The organism is Acidipila sp. EB88 (assembly GCF_003858395.1).
Classification (GTDB): domain Bacteria; phylum Acidobacteriota; class Terriglobia; order Terriglobales; family Acidobacteriaceae; genus EB88.
In genome coordinates this window covers 1,226,575-1,242,064 of sequence record NZ_QWEV01000005.1, presented here as the reverse complement: position 1 = coordinate 1,242,064, position 15,490 = coordinate 1,226,575, and the positions used below count along the sequence as shown (strand labels likewise).

Sequence of the window (15,490 nt, the reverse complement as noted above, 5' to 3'; positions counted from 1 at the left end):
GACCTTGCAGCCATGCAGCCGGCAGCCGTAACGGAGGATTGCACAGCGGTGACGCGGCCCTGCACCGCTTATGCTGAACGCTATGCTGCTGCTCGCCGTTCCCGCGCAAGCTCCCGCCTATGTGTTGCCGCCCGCCTTGCTGGCCAAGGCGCATGCGCTTGAGCTGCTCCACACCGCGCTCTACTTCGGCGGCACCCTCTGGGAGCTCCTGGCGCTCGCGCTGCTGCTTCGCTGGGGCGCAGGCTCACGCCTTGCGCGCTGGGCTCGCTCACTCACCCGGCATCGCGGCGGCGGCCCGTTTACGGCGCGCCCCTGGCTCGAGGGACTCGTTCTTGCTCCCCTCTGGCTCGCCATCCTCGCGCTCATCGCCCTGCCCGGCTCGCTGGTTTCGCACTCCGTGCGCGTACGCTTCGGCCTCTCGGTCGAGCACTGGTGGCCCTGGTGGGGAGACTGGGCCGCCGAAGAAGGTATGACCCTCCTGCTCGGCACCCTGCTGCTCTCCGCTGTGTTCGCGCTGATCCGCTGGAGCCCGCGCCGATGGTGGCTCTGGTTCTGGCTGTTGATCCAACCCATCGTCGTGCTCGGCGTCTTCCTCGCGCCCATCGCGATCGACCCGCTTTTCAACCGCTTCACCCCGCTCGCCACGCAGGATGCACCCCTGGTCGCGCGTCTCGAGCAGGTGGCCCGTCTCGGCGGCCTCGCCATTCCGCCCGAGCGCATGTTCATGGAAGACGCCTCCAAGCGCGACACCGGCATGAACGCCTACGTCACCGGCATCGGCGCGTCCAAGCGCATCGTTGTCTGGGACACCACGCTGCAGCGCGTCCCGCCTGACGAGATCCTCGCCATCTACGCGCACGAGCAGGGCCACTATGTGCTCGGGCACATCTGGAAAGGCATCCTCTTCGAAGCGCTGCTCACCCTGGGGCTCTTCGCCTTGCTGGCTCGCCTTTTCCGCTGGGCAGTGGAGCGCTTTGAAGCCCGCTGGCATGTCACCGGTGTTACCGACTACGCCGCGCTCCCCGTGCTGCTCTTTCTCGCCTCGTGCCTGAGCTTCCTGTCGGCGCCCGTGTCGAACGCCATCAGCCGCTTCCAGGAGCACGCCGCCGACGTATACGGCCAGCAACTGCTCACACGCCTACTGCCCAACGCCGCCGAGATCGAGGTCGACGACTTCAACCGCCTTGGCCGCGCCTGGCTTGAAGACCCCGCGCCCCCCCGCTTCGTGGTCTGGTGGACCTACACCCACCCGCCCGTCGCCGACCGCGCTGAAGAAGCGCGCCGGATGCCGCCCCAGGCCACCCCGAAGACCCAGGCCGCTCCGCACTAGCCGCAACCCCCACCTCAGCGCTTCCCCTCCTGGCACGCTCAACAACACCGGTGCCCCATGTCTCGCTTCTGAGACATGGGCGCGCGCACCCCACGCTTCAGCCCTGCCCCGCAACCCACGCCCGCCTCTGGGCACGCGCCGCCCACCCGGCCGCCCCTTTATAATCAGCCGAACCCTTATGGAAACGCCTCAAACGCCCGACGCGCCACAGCCCTCTCGCGACTTAACAGCCAGGCACGATATCGCAGCCATCATGGCGCTGCTGCCGCATCGCTACCCGTTCCTGCTGGTCGATCGCGTGCTCGAAGTAGAGCCGAAGAAGCGCATCGTGGTGCGCAAATGCGTCACCATCAACGAGCCGTTCTTCCAGGGCCATTTTCCCGGCTACCCGATCATGCCCGGCGTGCTGCAAGTCGAGGCTATCGCCCAGGCCGGCGGCCTGCTGATCCTGCTTGAGTACGATCGCCCCGGCGACACCCTGATGCTGTTCACTGGCGTCGAGCGTGCCAAGTTCCGCCGCCCCGTCGTGCCCGGCGATGTGCTCGAGATCGAAGCCACCATCCTCAACCTGCGCTCGCGTGCCGTGCGGCTTGAAGGCACCATCCGCGTAGACGGCAAGGTCGTCTGCGAAGCCACCGTCACCTGCCAGCTGGTCAAGCGCGAAGGCGGCAGCGGTGCCCCATCCCTGTCGTCCAAACCGCCCGCAGCTTCGACTCCCGGTAGCGCCGTCCCGCTGGAAGACGCGCCCGTCCCATCCGAATCCCAGGCGGTCACCACCGAGTGAGCATCCATCCCACCGCCGTCATCGCCGAGGGCGCCATTGTTCCCGCCTCCTGCACGGTTGGCCCCTTCTGCACCATCGGTCCCGACGTCCATCTCGGCGAAGACTGTGTGCTGGTCTCGCACGTCGTACTCGACGGCCATCTCAGCGCGGGTGACCGCAATCGCTTCGCGCCCTTCGCCGCCATCGGCGTGCCCCCGCAGGACCTCAAGTACCGCGGCGAGCCAACGCGCCTCGTGATCGGCTCCGACAACGACATCCGCGAGTACGTCACCATCTCCCGCGGAACCCCCGGCGGCGGCGGCACCACCCGCATTGGTTCGCACTGCCTCATCATGTGCTACGCGCACATCGGCCACGACTCCTCCATCGGCGACCACTGCATCCTCGCCAATGCCGCTACGCTCGCCGGCCACGTCACCGTGGAGGACTACGCCACCGTCGGCGCGCTCTGCCCGGTACACCAGTTCTGCCGCATCGGTCGTTACAGTTACGTGGGCGGCGGCACCACCATCACGCAGGACGTCCTGCCCTACTCGCTCACCTCGGCTAAGCGCGAAACGCACGCCTACGGCCTCAACAAGGTCGGCCTCACCCGCCGCGGCTTCACCCCCGAGCGCCTGCGCGCGCTGCAGCACGCCTTCCGCCTCCTGCTCGCCGCCAAGCTCAACACCGCCCAGGCCATCGAGCGTCTCCGCACCGAAGGTGCTCACAGCGAAGACCTCGACTACCTCCTTACCTTCATCGAAAGCTCGCATCGCGGCGTCCTCAAGTGAGCAGTGTGCATCTGCCCTGTAAAGCCCACTCCCCACGAAGCCTGCGCCTCCCGCGCTGGGGTCTTGCTTTGTCCGAGCCTCTAACCTATGCCTGAACCCGAAAAACTAGGCCTCATCGCCGGCAATGGCCGCTTCCCGTTCCTGCTGCTCGACGCAGCCCGCGCCCACGGCCTCCATGTCGTTGTCGCCGCGATCCGCGAAGAAACAGATCCGGAAGTCGATACCCGCGCCGCCATCGACCCGCTCATCACCGTCCACTGGCTCTCACTGGGTGAACTCTCGCGCCTCATCACCACGTTCCAGGCCGAAGGCGTTCAGCGCGCCGTCATGGCCGGCCAGGTCCGTCATAAGCAGATCTTCTCCTCCATTCGCCCTGACTGGCGGCTCGCCAAGCTGCTGCTCTCACTCCGCACCAGGAACACCGACATGCTGCTCGGCGCGATCGCAAAAGTCCTGGGCGACGAGGGCATCGAACTCGTTGCGTCCACCCAGTACCTCGAGCCCATGCTCGCGCCTGCCGGCGTGCTCACCGGCCGCGGGCCGACGCCGGAAGAGCAGCACGATATCGCCTACGGCCGTGCCGTCGCGCTCGGCATCGCGAGCTTTGATATCGGCCAGACCGTGGTGGTCGCCGGCGGTGCCTGTGTGGCCGTCGAAGCCATGGAGGGCACCGACGCCGCCATCGCGCGCGCCGGGGCGCTGATGGGCACGCTCGAGGGCGAAGCATCCACGCTCGAGCGCTCGCTCACCGTTGTCAAGGTCGCCAAGCCAAAGCAGGATCTTCGCTTCGACGTGCCCGTGATCGGCGTCGCCACCATTCACTCCATGGCAGCAGCAGGCGCCCACTGCCTTGCGATCGAGGCAGGCCGTACGCTGCTGTTCGATCGCGCAGCAATCGTCGCCGCTGCTGACGCGTACCACATTGCGATCGTGGCCATGGAGCGCCCATAATCGCATCGAATCCGCAGGCCACCCGCCCCCGCGCTGTACCATGAACGCGTAGGCTCACGCGCCGTGAGAGCGGCGCGATTCACCTGTCGCTGCGCATGCAGCGCTATCATCGCCGCGCCGCTGCAGCAAGCGCGCGCCGTTCCCCGGAGGAACCATCGTATGCAGAAACTACCGCTCGCCGTCGCTTCACTCGCACTCCTGCTTGGCCTGGGCTGGGCCGGCGATCGCGCCCTTGCCGCGCGCGCCGCTGCCGCCGACACCGACACCCTGCCCATGGTCGGGCAGAAAGCTCCCACCTTCACCCTGCCTTCGCAGACCGGCACGCCCACCAGTCTTGCGTCGTTCCACGGCAAGTGGGTCGTCCTGTACTTCTATCCCAAGGACGGCACCAGCGGCTGCACGCTCGAGGCGCATAACTTTCAGCAGGACGCACCCAAGTACGAGAAGATGAACGCCGTGATCGTGGGTGTCTCCGTCGATACCGTCGACAGCCACAAGGAGTTTTGCGCCAAGGAAGGTCTGAACTTCCACCTGCTCGCCGATCCTGACAAAAAGGTCGTGACCGAGTATGGTTCGCTCGGCAACATGATGGGGTTCAAGATCGCCAAGCGCAACACGTTCCTGATCAGCCCGGACGGCAAGATCGTCAAGGTCTGGACCGGCGTCAACCCGTCCAGCCACTCTTCGGAAGTGCTGGCCGAACTGCAGACGGACGCGCACAAGGGCTAGTTCCGCCCGCATCGCAAACGATTTACCACAAAGCCGGCTCCCACGAGCCGGCTTTGTGCATGCCGCTCCGGGAACGGCTGCGAGGGGGCCTGAACGAGTGACCACCGGATGCGAGACTTCCATGCGAAACAAGGGCGGCCATTGCGGCTCGCTGCGACAGCTTGCTGAGTCACTCGCTCCTGCGCGGCACGGGCAAGGCATCGTGGCTCTCCTCTGCGAATTTACGTGGCGGCACAATGGAGTGCCGATTCGAAAGCGAGCGCCGAGCCCATGACTGATCGCGTGTTGCCCTTCTACGACGCACTGGCCGAGCACTACCACCTGATCTTCGACGACTGGGATCGTTCCGTGGAGCGGCAGGCGGGCATCCTCGATGCGCTGCTTGCGCAAGCCCTGTCGCGCACACGGCTCCGTATCCTTGATTGCGCCTGTGGCATCGGCACGCAGGCCCTGGGCCTTGCTGCACGCGGCCACCACGTCGTTGCCTCTGACCTTAGCCCGGCGCAGGTGTCCAGGGCAGCGAGAGAAGCCGCCGCTCGCCAACTGGACATGCGCTGCTACGTCTCTGACATGTGCGACCTGTCGCAGGTTCCCGACACCGGGTTCGATGTGGTCGCGGCCTTTGACAACGCGCTGCCTCACCTTTCCACTGCGCAGCTCGTGCAGGCAGTCGGCGCCATGGCAGCCAAGCTGCGCGCCGGCGGACTCTTGGCCGCAAGCATCCGCGACTACGACGCACTGCTCGAGCTCAAGCCAGCCGTGCAGGAGCCATCATTCTTCGGCAGTGAAGGCAACCGCCGCATCGTGCACCAGGTCTGGGACTGGACCGCGCGCGATCGATATACGCTTCATCTCTACCTCACCCTCCAGGCAGCCCAGGCCTGGAGCACGCATCACTTTGTCTCGGAGTATCGATGCCTGCAGCGGCAGGAGCTGTCCGCTGCTCTGCGCCTCGCCGGTTTTCAGCAGGTGCGCTGGCTGATGCCCCTGGAGAGCGGCTACTATCAGCCGCTCGTGCTGGCACGGTGGCCATAGTGCAGTCCCTGCTGTTTACCGTCGCAGAGACGGACTTGCTCCCGATCGCGCAGGTCGTCCATTCCGGCGGAGAGCAACAGCTCGCCCGCGCATCGGCAGAGTGATGCCGAACTCGCCACGAAAAATAGGCGCAAAAAAGCCCGGCCATAGCCGGGCTCTTTTGCTTGCCTTGTGGTGCGGGTGCTCTCGGTCCTGCCTGTTTACTTTGCGGACTTCTTGGTTGCCGTCTTGGTTGCTGTCTTTGCTGCCGTCTTCTTTGCCGGGGCCTTCTTTGCTGCCGTTTTCTTGACTGCTGTCTTTTTCACAGCGGTCTTCTTTGCTGCAGCCTTGGTTGCCGTTGTCTTCTTCGCCGGGGTCTTCTTCGCCGCAGTCTTTGTCGCAGACTTCCGGGCTGTGGTCTTGACCGCCGTCTTCTTGGCTGCCGCTTTTGTCGCCGTGGGTTTCTTGGCAGTGGCCTTCTTGGCTGTTGCCTTCACGGGACTCTTCTTCGTTGCTGCTTTGGTTGCTGTCTTTTTGATTGCCAAGGATTTCCCTCGCTGTGTGGATTGAGTGCGGTTTGCGTCCGTCTTGCCGGCCTTGGCTGTTGCCTTGGCCCTTCCGCCGTTACGGGCGCCACTGGTGGCGGCGGTTTTCTTCGTGCCTGCTGTTGCAGGAGCTTTTTTGGCGGGCTGCTTGGCAGCCTTCGCAGAAGTTTTGGTGGCCGCCTTGGCAGGCGCCTTCTTGGTGGTGTTGCTCCCGGCTGCCTTCGTGGGTGCTTTGGTAGCCGCTTTCTTGGTCGCCTTTGCGCTCGACTTCGTGGCTGTTTTCTTGGCAGCCGTCTTGCGCGTTGCTGGTACCGAGGTCGCGGGTGTCAGTTCTTCCTCGTCCTCGTCGTCGTCTTCCTCGGCGATCAGGCTGCTGCCTTTTTCGTCGTCTTCGTCTTCGTCTTCCTCCTCGTCCTCGTCGTCGTCATCCTCGTCGTCGGCGACATCCTCGTCATCGTCAGAAGTGGTTTCCACTGAACTTTCCTCTTCATCGTCTTCATCGTCGAAGAGGTCATCCTTGTCCAGCTTTGGCTCGCGTTCTTCTTCCAACGCGGCTTCGTGGTCGGCGATAGCGTTTAGCTTTTCCTTGTCCGGCATGCGGTGACTCCTTCGGCTCAACTCGTTTGGTTCTGAAGCGCTTGAATCATGCGCTACGCGCAACTTTAAATTCTACGCGGCGCAATTCTAGCAACAGCATGCATTGTGATGCGAGTCATAGCAAGTGTCGAGTGTGGCACAACACACGAAAGTGAGTGTGCGGGAAAAAATGTGACGCTTGGCTGCACACTCACTGCGCAATCGTTGCATGGCAGCTGTACAACAACAGCTTCCGCGATCCTCCAACCGCAACGGGACGTCGCATGGTCCGCATGGCACCAGCAACATGCATCGCATGGCCTGCACGCATCGCGTGGAGGGATCGCACGAGACTGCACCCGTTCGGGCCGGCCACGGCAGCCGCGCCGGCCGAACCAGTCGAAACTATCAAACCAATCGAACCAGGCCGCTACGCGGCATTGCGCTGCAGGAGTTGTTCCCGTCTGCTAACGTCGTCTGCGCGGTTTCGTCGCGGCATGCGCATGGCTCGCGCTCTTGCCGGCGCCGCGTGCTGCCGCCCCGCGCTGCCCGCCCCGCGCAACCACAATCGATCCGCTTCGCCCGCGCCGGCCCGCTGCACGACTTACACGCTCCGAGTGCGAGATGCGCGCCGGCTCCGCCACGTACAGCGTGCGGCCCAACTGCACCGAGCGTCCGCGCAGGTGGTTCCATCGCACCAGCGAGTCCACCGAGACGCCGAACTGGTCGGAGATATTTACCAGCGTATCGCCCCGTCGCACCCGGTACGTCGCCGCATGCGCCGTGCTGCTTGCTCCACCGCCACTCGCGCTCAACGACAACGAAGTCGCCGCGCTTGCGTAGCTGGACGAGACGACCGGGATCACCAGAGCATTCACGCCCGCAAGGCTGCTGCTTGCATCCAGCTGGTTCGTAAACGCAATCTCCGCCGCCGTTGTGTGAAACGAAAGCGCCACACTCTCCAGCGTCTCGCCCGTCGCCAGCACGTGGAACCGCCAGCTCGTGCGCTTGTCCTCCGGGATCTCCGCGATGCGCTGGTTGTACAGCGCCGTTGTGCCCGCCGGGATGTTGAGCTCGTACGGCTCGTCCGGCGGCGTGCGTCCGCGCAGCAGGCTTGGGTTCAGCTCGTTGATCGTCGACAGGGAAGCGCCGGTGATGTCTGCAACCAGTTGCAGCGACACGGAGTAATTCGTGTGGATCGACTCGGGCTCCAGCGCAGCATCCGGCACCACCTTGTCCAGTCCATATTGCTGCGGATTTTTCGCCATGATCGCGACCGCCAGGATGATCGGCACGTAGTTCTTGGTTTCCTGCGGCAGATTGTTGCGGCGATACAGCTCCCAGAAGTCGGAGTAGCCCGTGCGCTGCACAGCACGCTGAATATTGCCCGTTCCCCAGTCATACGCGGCCATGGCCAGGTACCAGTCGCCGAGCTGGCTGTACGTCTTCTTGATGTCGCGTGCATACGCGCGTGTCGCTTTTTCAGGGTCGAACCGCTCGTCGTACCAGCCCGTCTTCTCAAGCCCATACGTGCCGAACGGCATAAACTGCCACATGCCCGCCGCGCCCGACTTCGGATTCAACGCCTGCGTGCGAAAGCCCGACTCCGCCACCGCCTGGTAAAGCAGATCCTGCGGCACACCTTCTTCCTTGAGCACGCGCTGGATCATCGTCTTGTACTTGCCTGCGCGCTGCAGCGATGCCACGATCGTGCCGCGCCCGCGTCCGCTGGTCGAAAAGAAGTTGATATAGCTCGCCACGTAGTCGTTGATCACGAGCGGCAAGTCCGACTGCGTCGTCCGCAACTCCGCAATCGCCTGCGCCTTCACATTGGGGTCTACCGGGAACGTCACATCGTTCGCTACATCCACCGGCGAGTCGTCCTTGGGCGTCAGCGGCGTGCCCTGCTTCAGCGCGTCCAGCTGCAGCGTGTTGATCGAGTCCACCACACGATCCAGCTCCGCCGACAGCGCCGTGTTGTTCTTGATGTCGGCACCGCTCTGCAGCAAGGTGTCCACGGCCCGGTCAAAATCACGCCGCGCCTCGTCTCCCTTGCCGGCCTGGTAGGCCGCCAGCCCCGCCGCGTACGCCTGCTCCACCGAGGTAATCAGCAGGGCATCCTTTGCGTTGTTGGCCTGCGGCACAGGCGTCGCAGTGCCCTGGGCTGTTGCCGCAATCGATGGCGCCGCAAGACTTGCTGCCAGCAGCAGCGCCACACTCCGTCGAAACACCAACAGGCTCGTCATTCGAATCACAGGCACAATTGTAGAGGCTCCAAAACCGCCTGCGCGGCTCGCGGCCACTTCGTGGCGGGTGTGCCGAAAGCGAGTACATGTCCTGAAGGGACCGCGAGCCGCGCGGGCGGTTTGGCCTTTAACCCCGGGTGGTAGACTTGGCATTGCGCCTCAACACGCCGCACCCATCATGGACAACTCCCTCATCCGTAATTTCGCGATCATCGCGCACATCGACCATGGCAAATCCACGCTCTCCGATCGCCTCCTCGAGCTCACCGGCTCGCTGACCGCGCGCGAGATGCAGGCGCAGGTGCTCGATGCCATGGACCTCGAGCGCGAGCGCGGCATCACGATCAAGGCGCACTCCGTTCGCATGATGTACCCGGCGCAGGACGGCAAGATCTACCAGCTCAACCTCATCGACACGCCCGGCCACGTGGATTTCTCCTACGAAGTCTCACGCTCGCTCGCCTCGTGCGAAGGCGCCCTGCTCGTCGTCGATGCCTCGCAGGGTGTGGAAGCGCAGACCCTCGCCAACGCCTACCTCGCCATCTCCAACGGCCTCGAAATCATCCCCGTCATCAACAAGATCGACCTGCCCTCCGCCGACATTGTGCGCACGCAGGAGATGATCGAGAAGACTGTGGGTCTGGACGCGACTGACGCCATCCCCTGCAGCGCCAAGACCGGCCTCGGCGTGCCCGAAATCCTTGAAGCCGTGGTCAAGCGCCTGCCGCCGCCGCAGGGCGACCCCGACGCGCCTTTGCAGGCATTGATCTTTGATTCCTGGTTCGACCCGTACCGCGGCGTCATCGTGCTGGCCCGCGTCATCCACGGCCGCCTGCGCAAAAACATGCGCATCCGCCTCATGTCCAACGGCAAGGTCTTCGACGTCGAATCGCTCGGCGTCCTCACCCCCAAGCCCGTCGAGATCATGGAGCTTTCCGCTGGCGAAGTCGGCTTCTTCGTCGCCACCATCAAGAACGTTGCCGACACCAAGGTCGGCGACACCATCACCGAAGACGCACGCCCCGCCGACGAGCAGCTTCCCGGCTTTGAAGACATCAAGTCCATGGTCTTCGCCGGTATCTACACCGTCGACTCCCATGAGCACACGCTGCTTCGCGACGCGCTCGAGAAGCTCCGGCTCAATGACGCCTCCTTCTCCATCGAGCCCGAGTCTTCCGCAGCGCTCGGTTTCGGCTTCCGTTGTGGCTTCCTTGGCCTGCTCCACATGGAGATCATCCAGGAACGGCTCGAGCGTGAGTTCGACCTCGACCTCATCACCACCGCGCCCTCCGTGCGCTACCGGATCACGCTCACCGACCGCAGCGTCATCGAGGTCGACAACCCCTCGCGCTGGCCTGATCCCTCCGAGATCGACCAGATCGAAGAGCCCGTTATCACCGCCACCATCCTCACCAACGAGGAGTACGTCGGCGGCATTCTCAAGCTCGTCGAAGAAAAGCGCGGCCGCCAACAGAACTTCGAGTACGTTTCGTCCACGCGCGTCAAGCTCACCTACGAACTGCCGCTCAACGAGATCGTGCTCGACTTCTACGATCGCCTCAAGTCCGTCTCGCGCGGCTATGCCTCGCTTGACTACACGCTTTCCGGCACCTGGGTCTCGCCCATGTCCAAGCTTGATATCCTGGTCTCCGGCGAGCCTGTCGATGCGCTTTCCATCATCGTGCACCGCGACCTGGCCTACGAACGTGGCCGCGCGCTCGTTTCCAAGATGCGCGAGCTGATCCCGCGGCAAATGTTCGAAGTCGCCATCCAGGCCGCCATTGGCGCCAAGATCGTCGCGCGCGAAACCGTCTCCGGCATCAAAAAGAATGTGCTCGCGAAGTGCTACGGCGGTGATATCTCCCGCAAGCGCAAACTGCTCGACAAGCAGAAGGAAGGCAAGAAGCGCATGAAGCGGATCGGCAAAGTCGATATCCCGCAGGAAGCCTTTCTGGCCGTGCTCAAGATCGGCGAAGATAGTTCGCGATAGGTTGGAGTGTTACCCCGAAACCGGCCTAAGTGGTTACCCGTCGATGCCCTCGATCTGTGGGAAACGGTGAAATCCATAGATCACACCTCATGCTGTGTTAACAGTCATTCGATTCCATCATTGCGTTTGACAACGCACTCTGAATGAAGAGGTTAGTCGCATAGCCGCTACGCGAAGTGCCGGCTCGTGCGCGCATCTGCACCGTTCATCGTGCGTTCACATCCGCGATTCCCACACTTTTATCCACAGCCCTGGTAACCAGTTGATGGCGCAGCAAAAGCCCCGCATGCACTCGGCATGCGGGGCTTTTAAGCGGTGCGAACTGCTGCGTTTCTAGTGTGCGGCAGGTGCTCGGCGCGCTGGCGTTGTGCCCGTGGGCGTCGGTGCCGATGGCGGCGGCGCTGCAATGCCTGACTTCTGGTTGTAGGCGGCGATCACCGCTTCGGTGATGTCGTTGCCCTGGTTGGTGTACAGCACAGGGCTCTGCTGCTGGCCGGCATCCAGAACCAGCGTGTAGCCATTCTGCTGCGCATAGGCCTGCAGGGTTCCGTAGAACTTCTGCGCTACGCCGGCAAAGGTCTGCTGGGCTTCCTGCTGGAAGTCGTTCTGCGCATCTTCGCCTGCACGCTGCAACGACTTTTCTTTATCGTCAATCAGCTTCAGCTTCTGCGCGCGGTCCACGTCGGTCAACGTGGCGCTCTGCGTCTGCAGCTGCTTCTTCAGCGCGTCGATCTCATCGGACTGTGCCTTGAGCTGGGCCTGCTTCGGCTGGTACTTCTTCTCGACCTCTTCCAGGTCGCGCTTGCCTTCGTTGGTCTGGCTCACGGCGGCCTGGAACATGATGATCGCCACCTTGGCGGGACCGGCAGGAGCAGCCGCGGTGCTGGCAGTGGAGGCGGCAGGTGCGGCAGCAGTGGCCGTACCCTGGGCAAGAGCGGCAGAACTGATGAGCCCGGTTGCAAGCAGGCTTGCGAGAGACAGCGAAAGCTTCATGGAAAAGTGGAACTCCTTGGATTCTGTGTCGTGAACCGTGCTTCATGCGGGACTTCCGGGATTGCGCCGGCGGATCGGCCCGCGAGTGAAGAGACGCGCCCGCTCGGGTAAGGGCGCTGCCGCGATTCTATGGGGCGAAGTTGTCGAAGGTCAAACCCAGCGCCACGCTGCAGGGGCAAGTCAACCACTCAAACAACATTTCTCTGCTAAGTACCCCGAGCAGTAACTCCCCACCCGTACGGACGCGCCGCCACAAAGTGGCCGCTATCTGCGCAGCCCGGTTTCCCCATCCACAAACAAACAGGTGCCCCATGTCTCGCTCTTGAGACGTGGGAACCAAATTACCCCAAACACCTGCATCCATCGCCTGCACCCATAGTCTGCATCACTCTAGGCTCACACCAGCTTCCAGTGCACCCACGTGGCACAGCACACATCCAGTCTCTGCCTCGCAGGCACACTGCACCCGTCGCACCTGCACCAGCGTTGAGTAGAACGTAGGCCCATCGCCCAGGTCCGTCAGCCGCTGCGAGGTCAACTGGTTCACTCCTTTGCCGCCTTCCGGGTTGAGCTTGCTCCACGCCATCCCCGCCGATGCCACGCCCGGCTGCACCCGCCGGCTGATGCGCACTCGCAAACGCAGCGCCCCACGCTCATTGCGGATCTCCGCCAGGTCGCCCTCCGCAAGCCCGCGCACCTGTGCATCTTCTGCGTGCAGCTCCAGCAGGTCCAGCGTCTCGCGCTGCATCTTCTGGTGCGCGGCGTGGTTGGCGAACGTCGAGTTCATGAAGTTCCCAGACTTCCTCGGCAGGAACTGCAGCATCCCCTCCGCATCAGCCGGCGTCTGCCGCGTGCGCAGCTCCACCGGCGGATGGTACGTCGGCATCGCATCCTGCCCCTGCGCTGCCAGCTGCTCCGAGAAGAACTCGGCCTTGCCTGAAGGCGTGGGAAACACGCCATCACTGAACGGACGAAAAGGCTCCGGGGCCACGGCGTGTTCGGAAGGGAAGTGCAGCCGCTCGCTGCCGCCATGCGCTCGCAGCGTCGCTCGCGTGATCCCGCGCATCAGCACACTTCCTGGGGTCGTATCCTCAGGGGCGGCATCCTCCCGCAGCGCCTGCGCGATTAAGGTTTCCGCATCGTCGCTGAAGCAGCTCTCGGTGTAGCCCATGTGCTGCGCCAGTGCGCTGAACAGCTCCACGTTGGCTCGCGCCTCACCCACCGGCGCAATCGCCTGCTCTGACAACTGCACATAGTAGTGCCCGTACGCGCCCTGCATGTCCACGTGCTCTAGGAAAGTCGTCGCCGGCAGCACATAGTCCGCGTAGTCGCAGGTGTCGGTAAAGCTCTGCTCATGCACCACGGTGAACAGGTCATCCCGCTGCAGCCCGCGCAGCACCTTGCGCTGCTCCGGCGCAATCACCGCGGGATTCGAGTTATACACAAACAGCGCATGCACCGCGGGCTTCTCCAAGTCGCACAATGCATCTCCCAGTTGTGCCATGTTCACCGTGCGCGCCGCCCGCCCTAGTGGGCTCGCATACATCAGGTCCGGCCGCTCCACCGCCTGGCTGTCAAAGGAGAAGGCGCCGCTGGTCGACAACTGCAGGCCGCCGCCCAGGTGCTGCCACGCGCCCGTAAGTGCGGGCAGCATGCACACCGCGCGCGCGGCGGCGCCGCCATTTTCCGAGCGCTGCACGCCATAGTTCAAGCGGATCACCGCGGGCTTCGTGGTGGCATACGCCCGCGCCAGTTCCTCCACGAGGTTCGCTGCAATCCCCGTGGCATCTTCCACCATCGCCGGTGTGTAACTCCGCACGTGCGCTCGCAGCTCTGCCAGCCCGTGCGTGTGCTGCTCGCACCATGCCGCGTCTTCCAGCCCGTCACGCAGGATCACGTGCATCAACCCGAGGGCGAGCGCCGTATCTGTTCCCGGGTGAATCGCAAGATGCTGGTCTGCCAACTGCGCGGTGCGGGTCGCATACGGATCGATCACTACCAGCCATGCCCCGTTGCGCCGCGCTTCTTCCACCTGTGGCCACAGGTGAATGTTGTTGTTATGAATGTTCGCGCCCCACGCGATCACAAGCCGCGCATGATGAAAGTGCTCCGTGTCAGTGCCCAGCTTGCGCCCATATACCGACAGAAAAGCTTCACCCCCGGCGGTCGCGCAGATCGTGCGCTTCAGCTGCGAAGCACCAAATCGATGAAAGAACCGCCGGTCCATCGACCCGTACCCCAGGGTCCCGATGGTGCCCGCATACGAGTACGGCAGTACCGCTTCCGGCCCACGCTCGCGTGCAATCGCGCCGAGTCGCGTGGCGATCGCATGCAGTGCCTCGTCCCAGCCGATGCGCTCAAACGCCGCGTTCTGAGCGCCCGGTGCCAGCGGCCCCTTGGGCACGCCCGCGCGCCTGCGCATCGGGTACAGCACGCGATCCGGCGCATACACGTGGTCCAGGTATTTCGCTACCTTGCCACACAAAAAGCCGCGCGTGACCGGGTGCTCCGGGTCGCCGGCCACGCGCAAAGCCTCGCCCGTCTCCGTGTCAATCGTCACCAGCACGCCACAGGAGTCCGGGCAGTCCAGTGAGCAGACAGAGCGTCGTGTGTGCGTAGCCATATCTGGATTGTAGGGCTATCCGCCCGCGGCGCATCCCACCGCACACGCAACGAAACATTGGAAGGGAAGCAAGCATGGCAACGAGCACAGGCAGCAAGACCACAGGCAAAAGCGCACCGAAGCAGACCGAAAAGCAGCCTGCAAAACGAGCCGCAACACCTGGCAAGAAACAACCCGCGAAACCAGTAGGGACATCGGTTGACACGCGGACAGCCAAACAAGCAGCTGCGCAACAGGACACAGGGCCGAAGCAATCAACCCGGAAGCCGGCAAAGAAAGAGCCCGCGAAATCAGCCGCGAAGCCGGCGAAACAACAAACCAGCGGCGACGAACGGTACACCGATCCAGAACTGCGCGAAAAGCTCAAGGCCGAGATTATCGCGGGCGACAAGGGCGGTAAGCCTGCACAATGGAGCGCCCGCAAAGCCCAGTTACTCACCCATGCCTACGAGGCCCAGGGTGGCGGCTACACCCACCCCCCCGATGCCGCCCAGCAAAGCCTCAAGCACTGGGGCGACGAGCACTGGACTACCTCAGACGGCAAGCCCGCCGAGCGCCCCGGCGGCACCACGCGGTACCTGCCCGAGAAGGCCTGGGAAGAGCTTTCCCCGAAGAGAAAACCGCCACCAACCGCCGCAAACGTTCCGGCTCGCGTGAAGGCAAACAGTTTGTCCCCAACACCAGCAAGGCTGCCGAAGCGCGCAGGCACGCCACAGCCGACCAGACACCGGGCAAATCAAAGCCTGCCACGAAAAAAGCCGGAACTAAAAAAGCCGCCCCAACAGACGACGACGCTAAGAAGAGCGCCCCCAGCCAACCAGCCACAAAGAAAGCAGGCAAAGCAGCAGCCGACAAAAAGGGCTGAGACAGCTCATCAACCCCGCTCCGCACGCCGGGCTCATCACCAGCAACCAGCCAGGTGTCCATGTCTCGCTT

10 protein-coding genes and 1 pseudogene are annotated in these 15,490 nt (G+C 63.7%); 7 read left to right on the top strand and 4 right to left on the bottom strand.

What is annotated here, in order from left to right; genetic code table 11:
• The first annotated feature begins 70 nt into the window (after nucleotides 1-70).
• The 6 genes and pseudogenes from D1Y84_RS06050 to D1Y84_RS06025 all read left to right on the top strand — a co-directional run bounded on the left by D1Y84_RS06050 (nucleotide 71) and on the right by D1Y84_RS06025 (nucleotide 5,602).
• Complete coding sequence (locus D1Y84_RS06050) at nucleotides 71-1,330, top strand: M48 family metallopeptidase (protein WP_124847717.1); 1,260 nt, start codon at nucleotides 71-73, stop codon at nucleotides 1,328-1,330.
• 178 nt (nucleotides 1,331-1,508) lie between these two features.
• Nucleotides 1,509-2,021: pseudogene (gene fabZ / locus D1Y84_RS06045) on the top strand (3-hydroxyacyl-ACP dehydratase FabZ); the annotation flags it as partial.
• Between the two features lie 89 nt (nucleotides 2,022-2,110).
• Nucleotides 2,111-2,887 (top strand): acyl-ACP--UDP-N-acetylglucosamine O-acyltransferase, encoded by a 777-nt coding sequence (gene lpxA, locus D1Y84_RS06040; protein WP_124847715.1) that lies wholly within the window; start codon nucleotides 2,111-2,113, stop codon nucleotides 2,885-2,887.
• A gap of 87 nt (nucleotides 2,888-2,974) precedes the next feature.
• Nucleotides 2,975-3,838 carry an LpxI family protein gene (locus tag D1Y84_RS06035; RefSeq protein ID WP_124847714.1) on the top strand — a complete coding sequence of 288 codons (864 nt, stop codon included), beginning with the start codon at nucleotides 2,975-2,977 and terminating at the stop codon, nucleotides 3,836-3,838.
• Between the two features lie 159 nt (nucleotides 3,839-3,997).
• Nucleotides 3,998-4,567, top strand: coding sequence for a peroxiredoxin (locus D1Y84_RS06030; RefSeq protein ID WP_124847713.1), 570 nt, complete (start codon nucleotides 3,998-4,000; stop codon nucleotides 4,565-4,567).
• Between the two features lie 270 nt (nucleotides 4,568-4,837).
• Nucleotides 4,838-5,602, top strand: coding sequence for a bifunctional 2-polyprenyl-6-hydroxyphenol methylase/3-demethylubiquinol 3-O-methyltransferase UbiG (locus D1Y84_RS06025; protein WP_124847712.1), 765 nt, complete (start codon nucleotides 4,838-4,840; stop codon nucleotides 5,600-5,602).
• A 200-nt stretch (nucleotides 5,603-5,802) separates the two neighbouring features.
• Here D1Y84_RS06025 and D1Y84_RS06020 read toward each other — a convergent pair whose 3' ends face one another.
• Both D1Y84_RS06020 and D1Y84_RS06010 read right to left on the bottom strand, forming a co-directional pair.
• Complete coding sequence (locus D1Y84_RS06020; RefSeq protein WP_199726366.1) at nucleotides 5,803-6,723, bottom strand: hypothetical protein; 921 nt, start codon at nucleotides 6,721-6,723, stop codon at nucleotides 5,803-5,805.
• Nucleotides 6,724-7,169: 446 nt separating this feature from the next.
• Nucleotides 7,170-8,963, bottom strand: a complete 1,794-nt coding sequence (locus tag D1Y84_RS06010; protein ID WP_158615342.1) for a lytic transglycosylase domain-containing protein — start codon at nucleotides 8,961-8,963, stop codon at nucleotides 7,170-7,172.
• 163 nt (nucleotides 8,964-9,126) lie between these two features.
• Here D1Y84_RS06010 and lepA point away from each other — a divergent pair, with 163 nt between their 5' ends.
• On the top strand, nucleotides 9,127-10,938 hold the full coding sequence (gene lepA, locus D1Y84_RS06005) for a translation elongation factor 4 (protein WP_124847710.1): 1,812 nt from the start codon (nucleotides 9,127-9,129) through the stop codon (nucleotides 10,936-10,938).
• Nucleotides 10,939-11,271: 333 nt separating this feature from the next.
• Here lepA and D1Y84_RS06000 read toward each other — a convergent pair whose 3' ends face one another.
• On the bottom strand, nucleotides 11,272-11,931 hold the full coding sequence (locus D1Y84_RS06000) for an OmpH family outer membrane protein (RefSeq protein ID WP_124847709.1): 660 nt from the start codon (nucleotides 11,929-11,931) through the stop codon (nucleotides 11,272-11,274).
• 385 nt (nucleotides 11,932-12,316) lie between these two features.
• A complete protein-coding gene (locus tag D1Y84_RS05995) occupies nucleotides 12,317-14,554 on the bottom strand; it encodes a molybdopterin-dependent oxidoreductase (RefSeq protein ID WP_124847708.1) in 2,238 nt (745 codons plus the stop codon).
• Between the last annotated feature and the right edge of the window lie 936 nt (nucleotides 14,555-15,490).

Coding starts and splice junctions, on each gene's coding strand:
- D1Y84_RS06030 (WP_124847713.1), top strand. CDS start 3,998: ATGCAGAAACTACCGCTCGCCGTCGCTTCACTCGCACTCCTGCTTGGC.
- D1Y84_RS06035 (WP_124847714.1), top strand. CDS start 2,975: ATGCCTGAACCCGAAAAACTAGGCCTCATCGCCGGCAATGGCCGCTTC.
- D1Y84_RS06050 (WP_124847717.1), top strand. CDS start 71: ATGCTGAACGCTATGCTGCTGCTCGCCGTTCCCGCGCAAGCTCCCGCC.
- lepA (WP_124847710.1), top strand. CDS start 9,127: ATGGACAACTCCCTCATCCGTAATTTCGCGATCATCGCGCACATCGAC.
- D1Y84_RS06000 (WP_124847709.1), bottom strand. CDS start 11,931: ATGAAGCTTTCGCTGTCTCTCGCAAGCCTGCTTGCAACCGGGCTCATC.
- D1Y84_RS06025 (WP_124847712.1), top strand. CDS start 4,838: ATGACTGATCGCGTGTTGCCCTTCTACGACGCACTGGCCGAGCACTAC.
- D1Y84_RS06020 (WP_199726366.1), bottom strand. CDS start 6,723: ATGCCGGACAAGGAAAAGCTAAACGCTATCGCCGACCACGAAGCCGCG.
- D1Y84_RS05995 (WP_124847708.1), bottom strand. CDS start 14,554: ATGGCTACGCACACACGACGCTCTGTCTGCTCACTGGACTGCCCGGAC.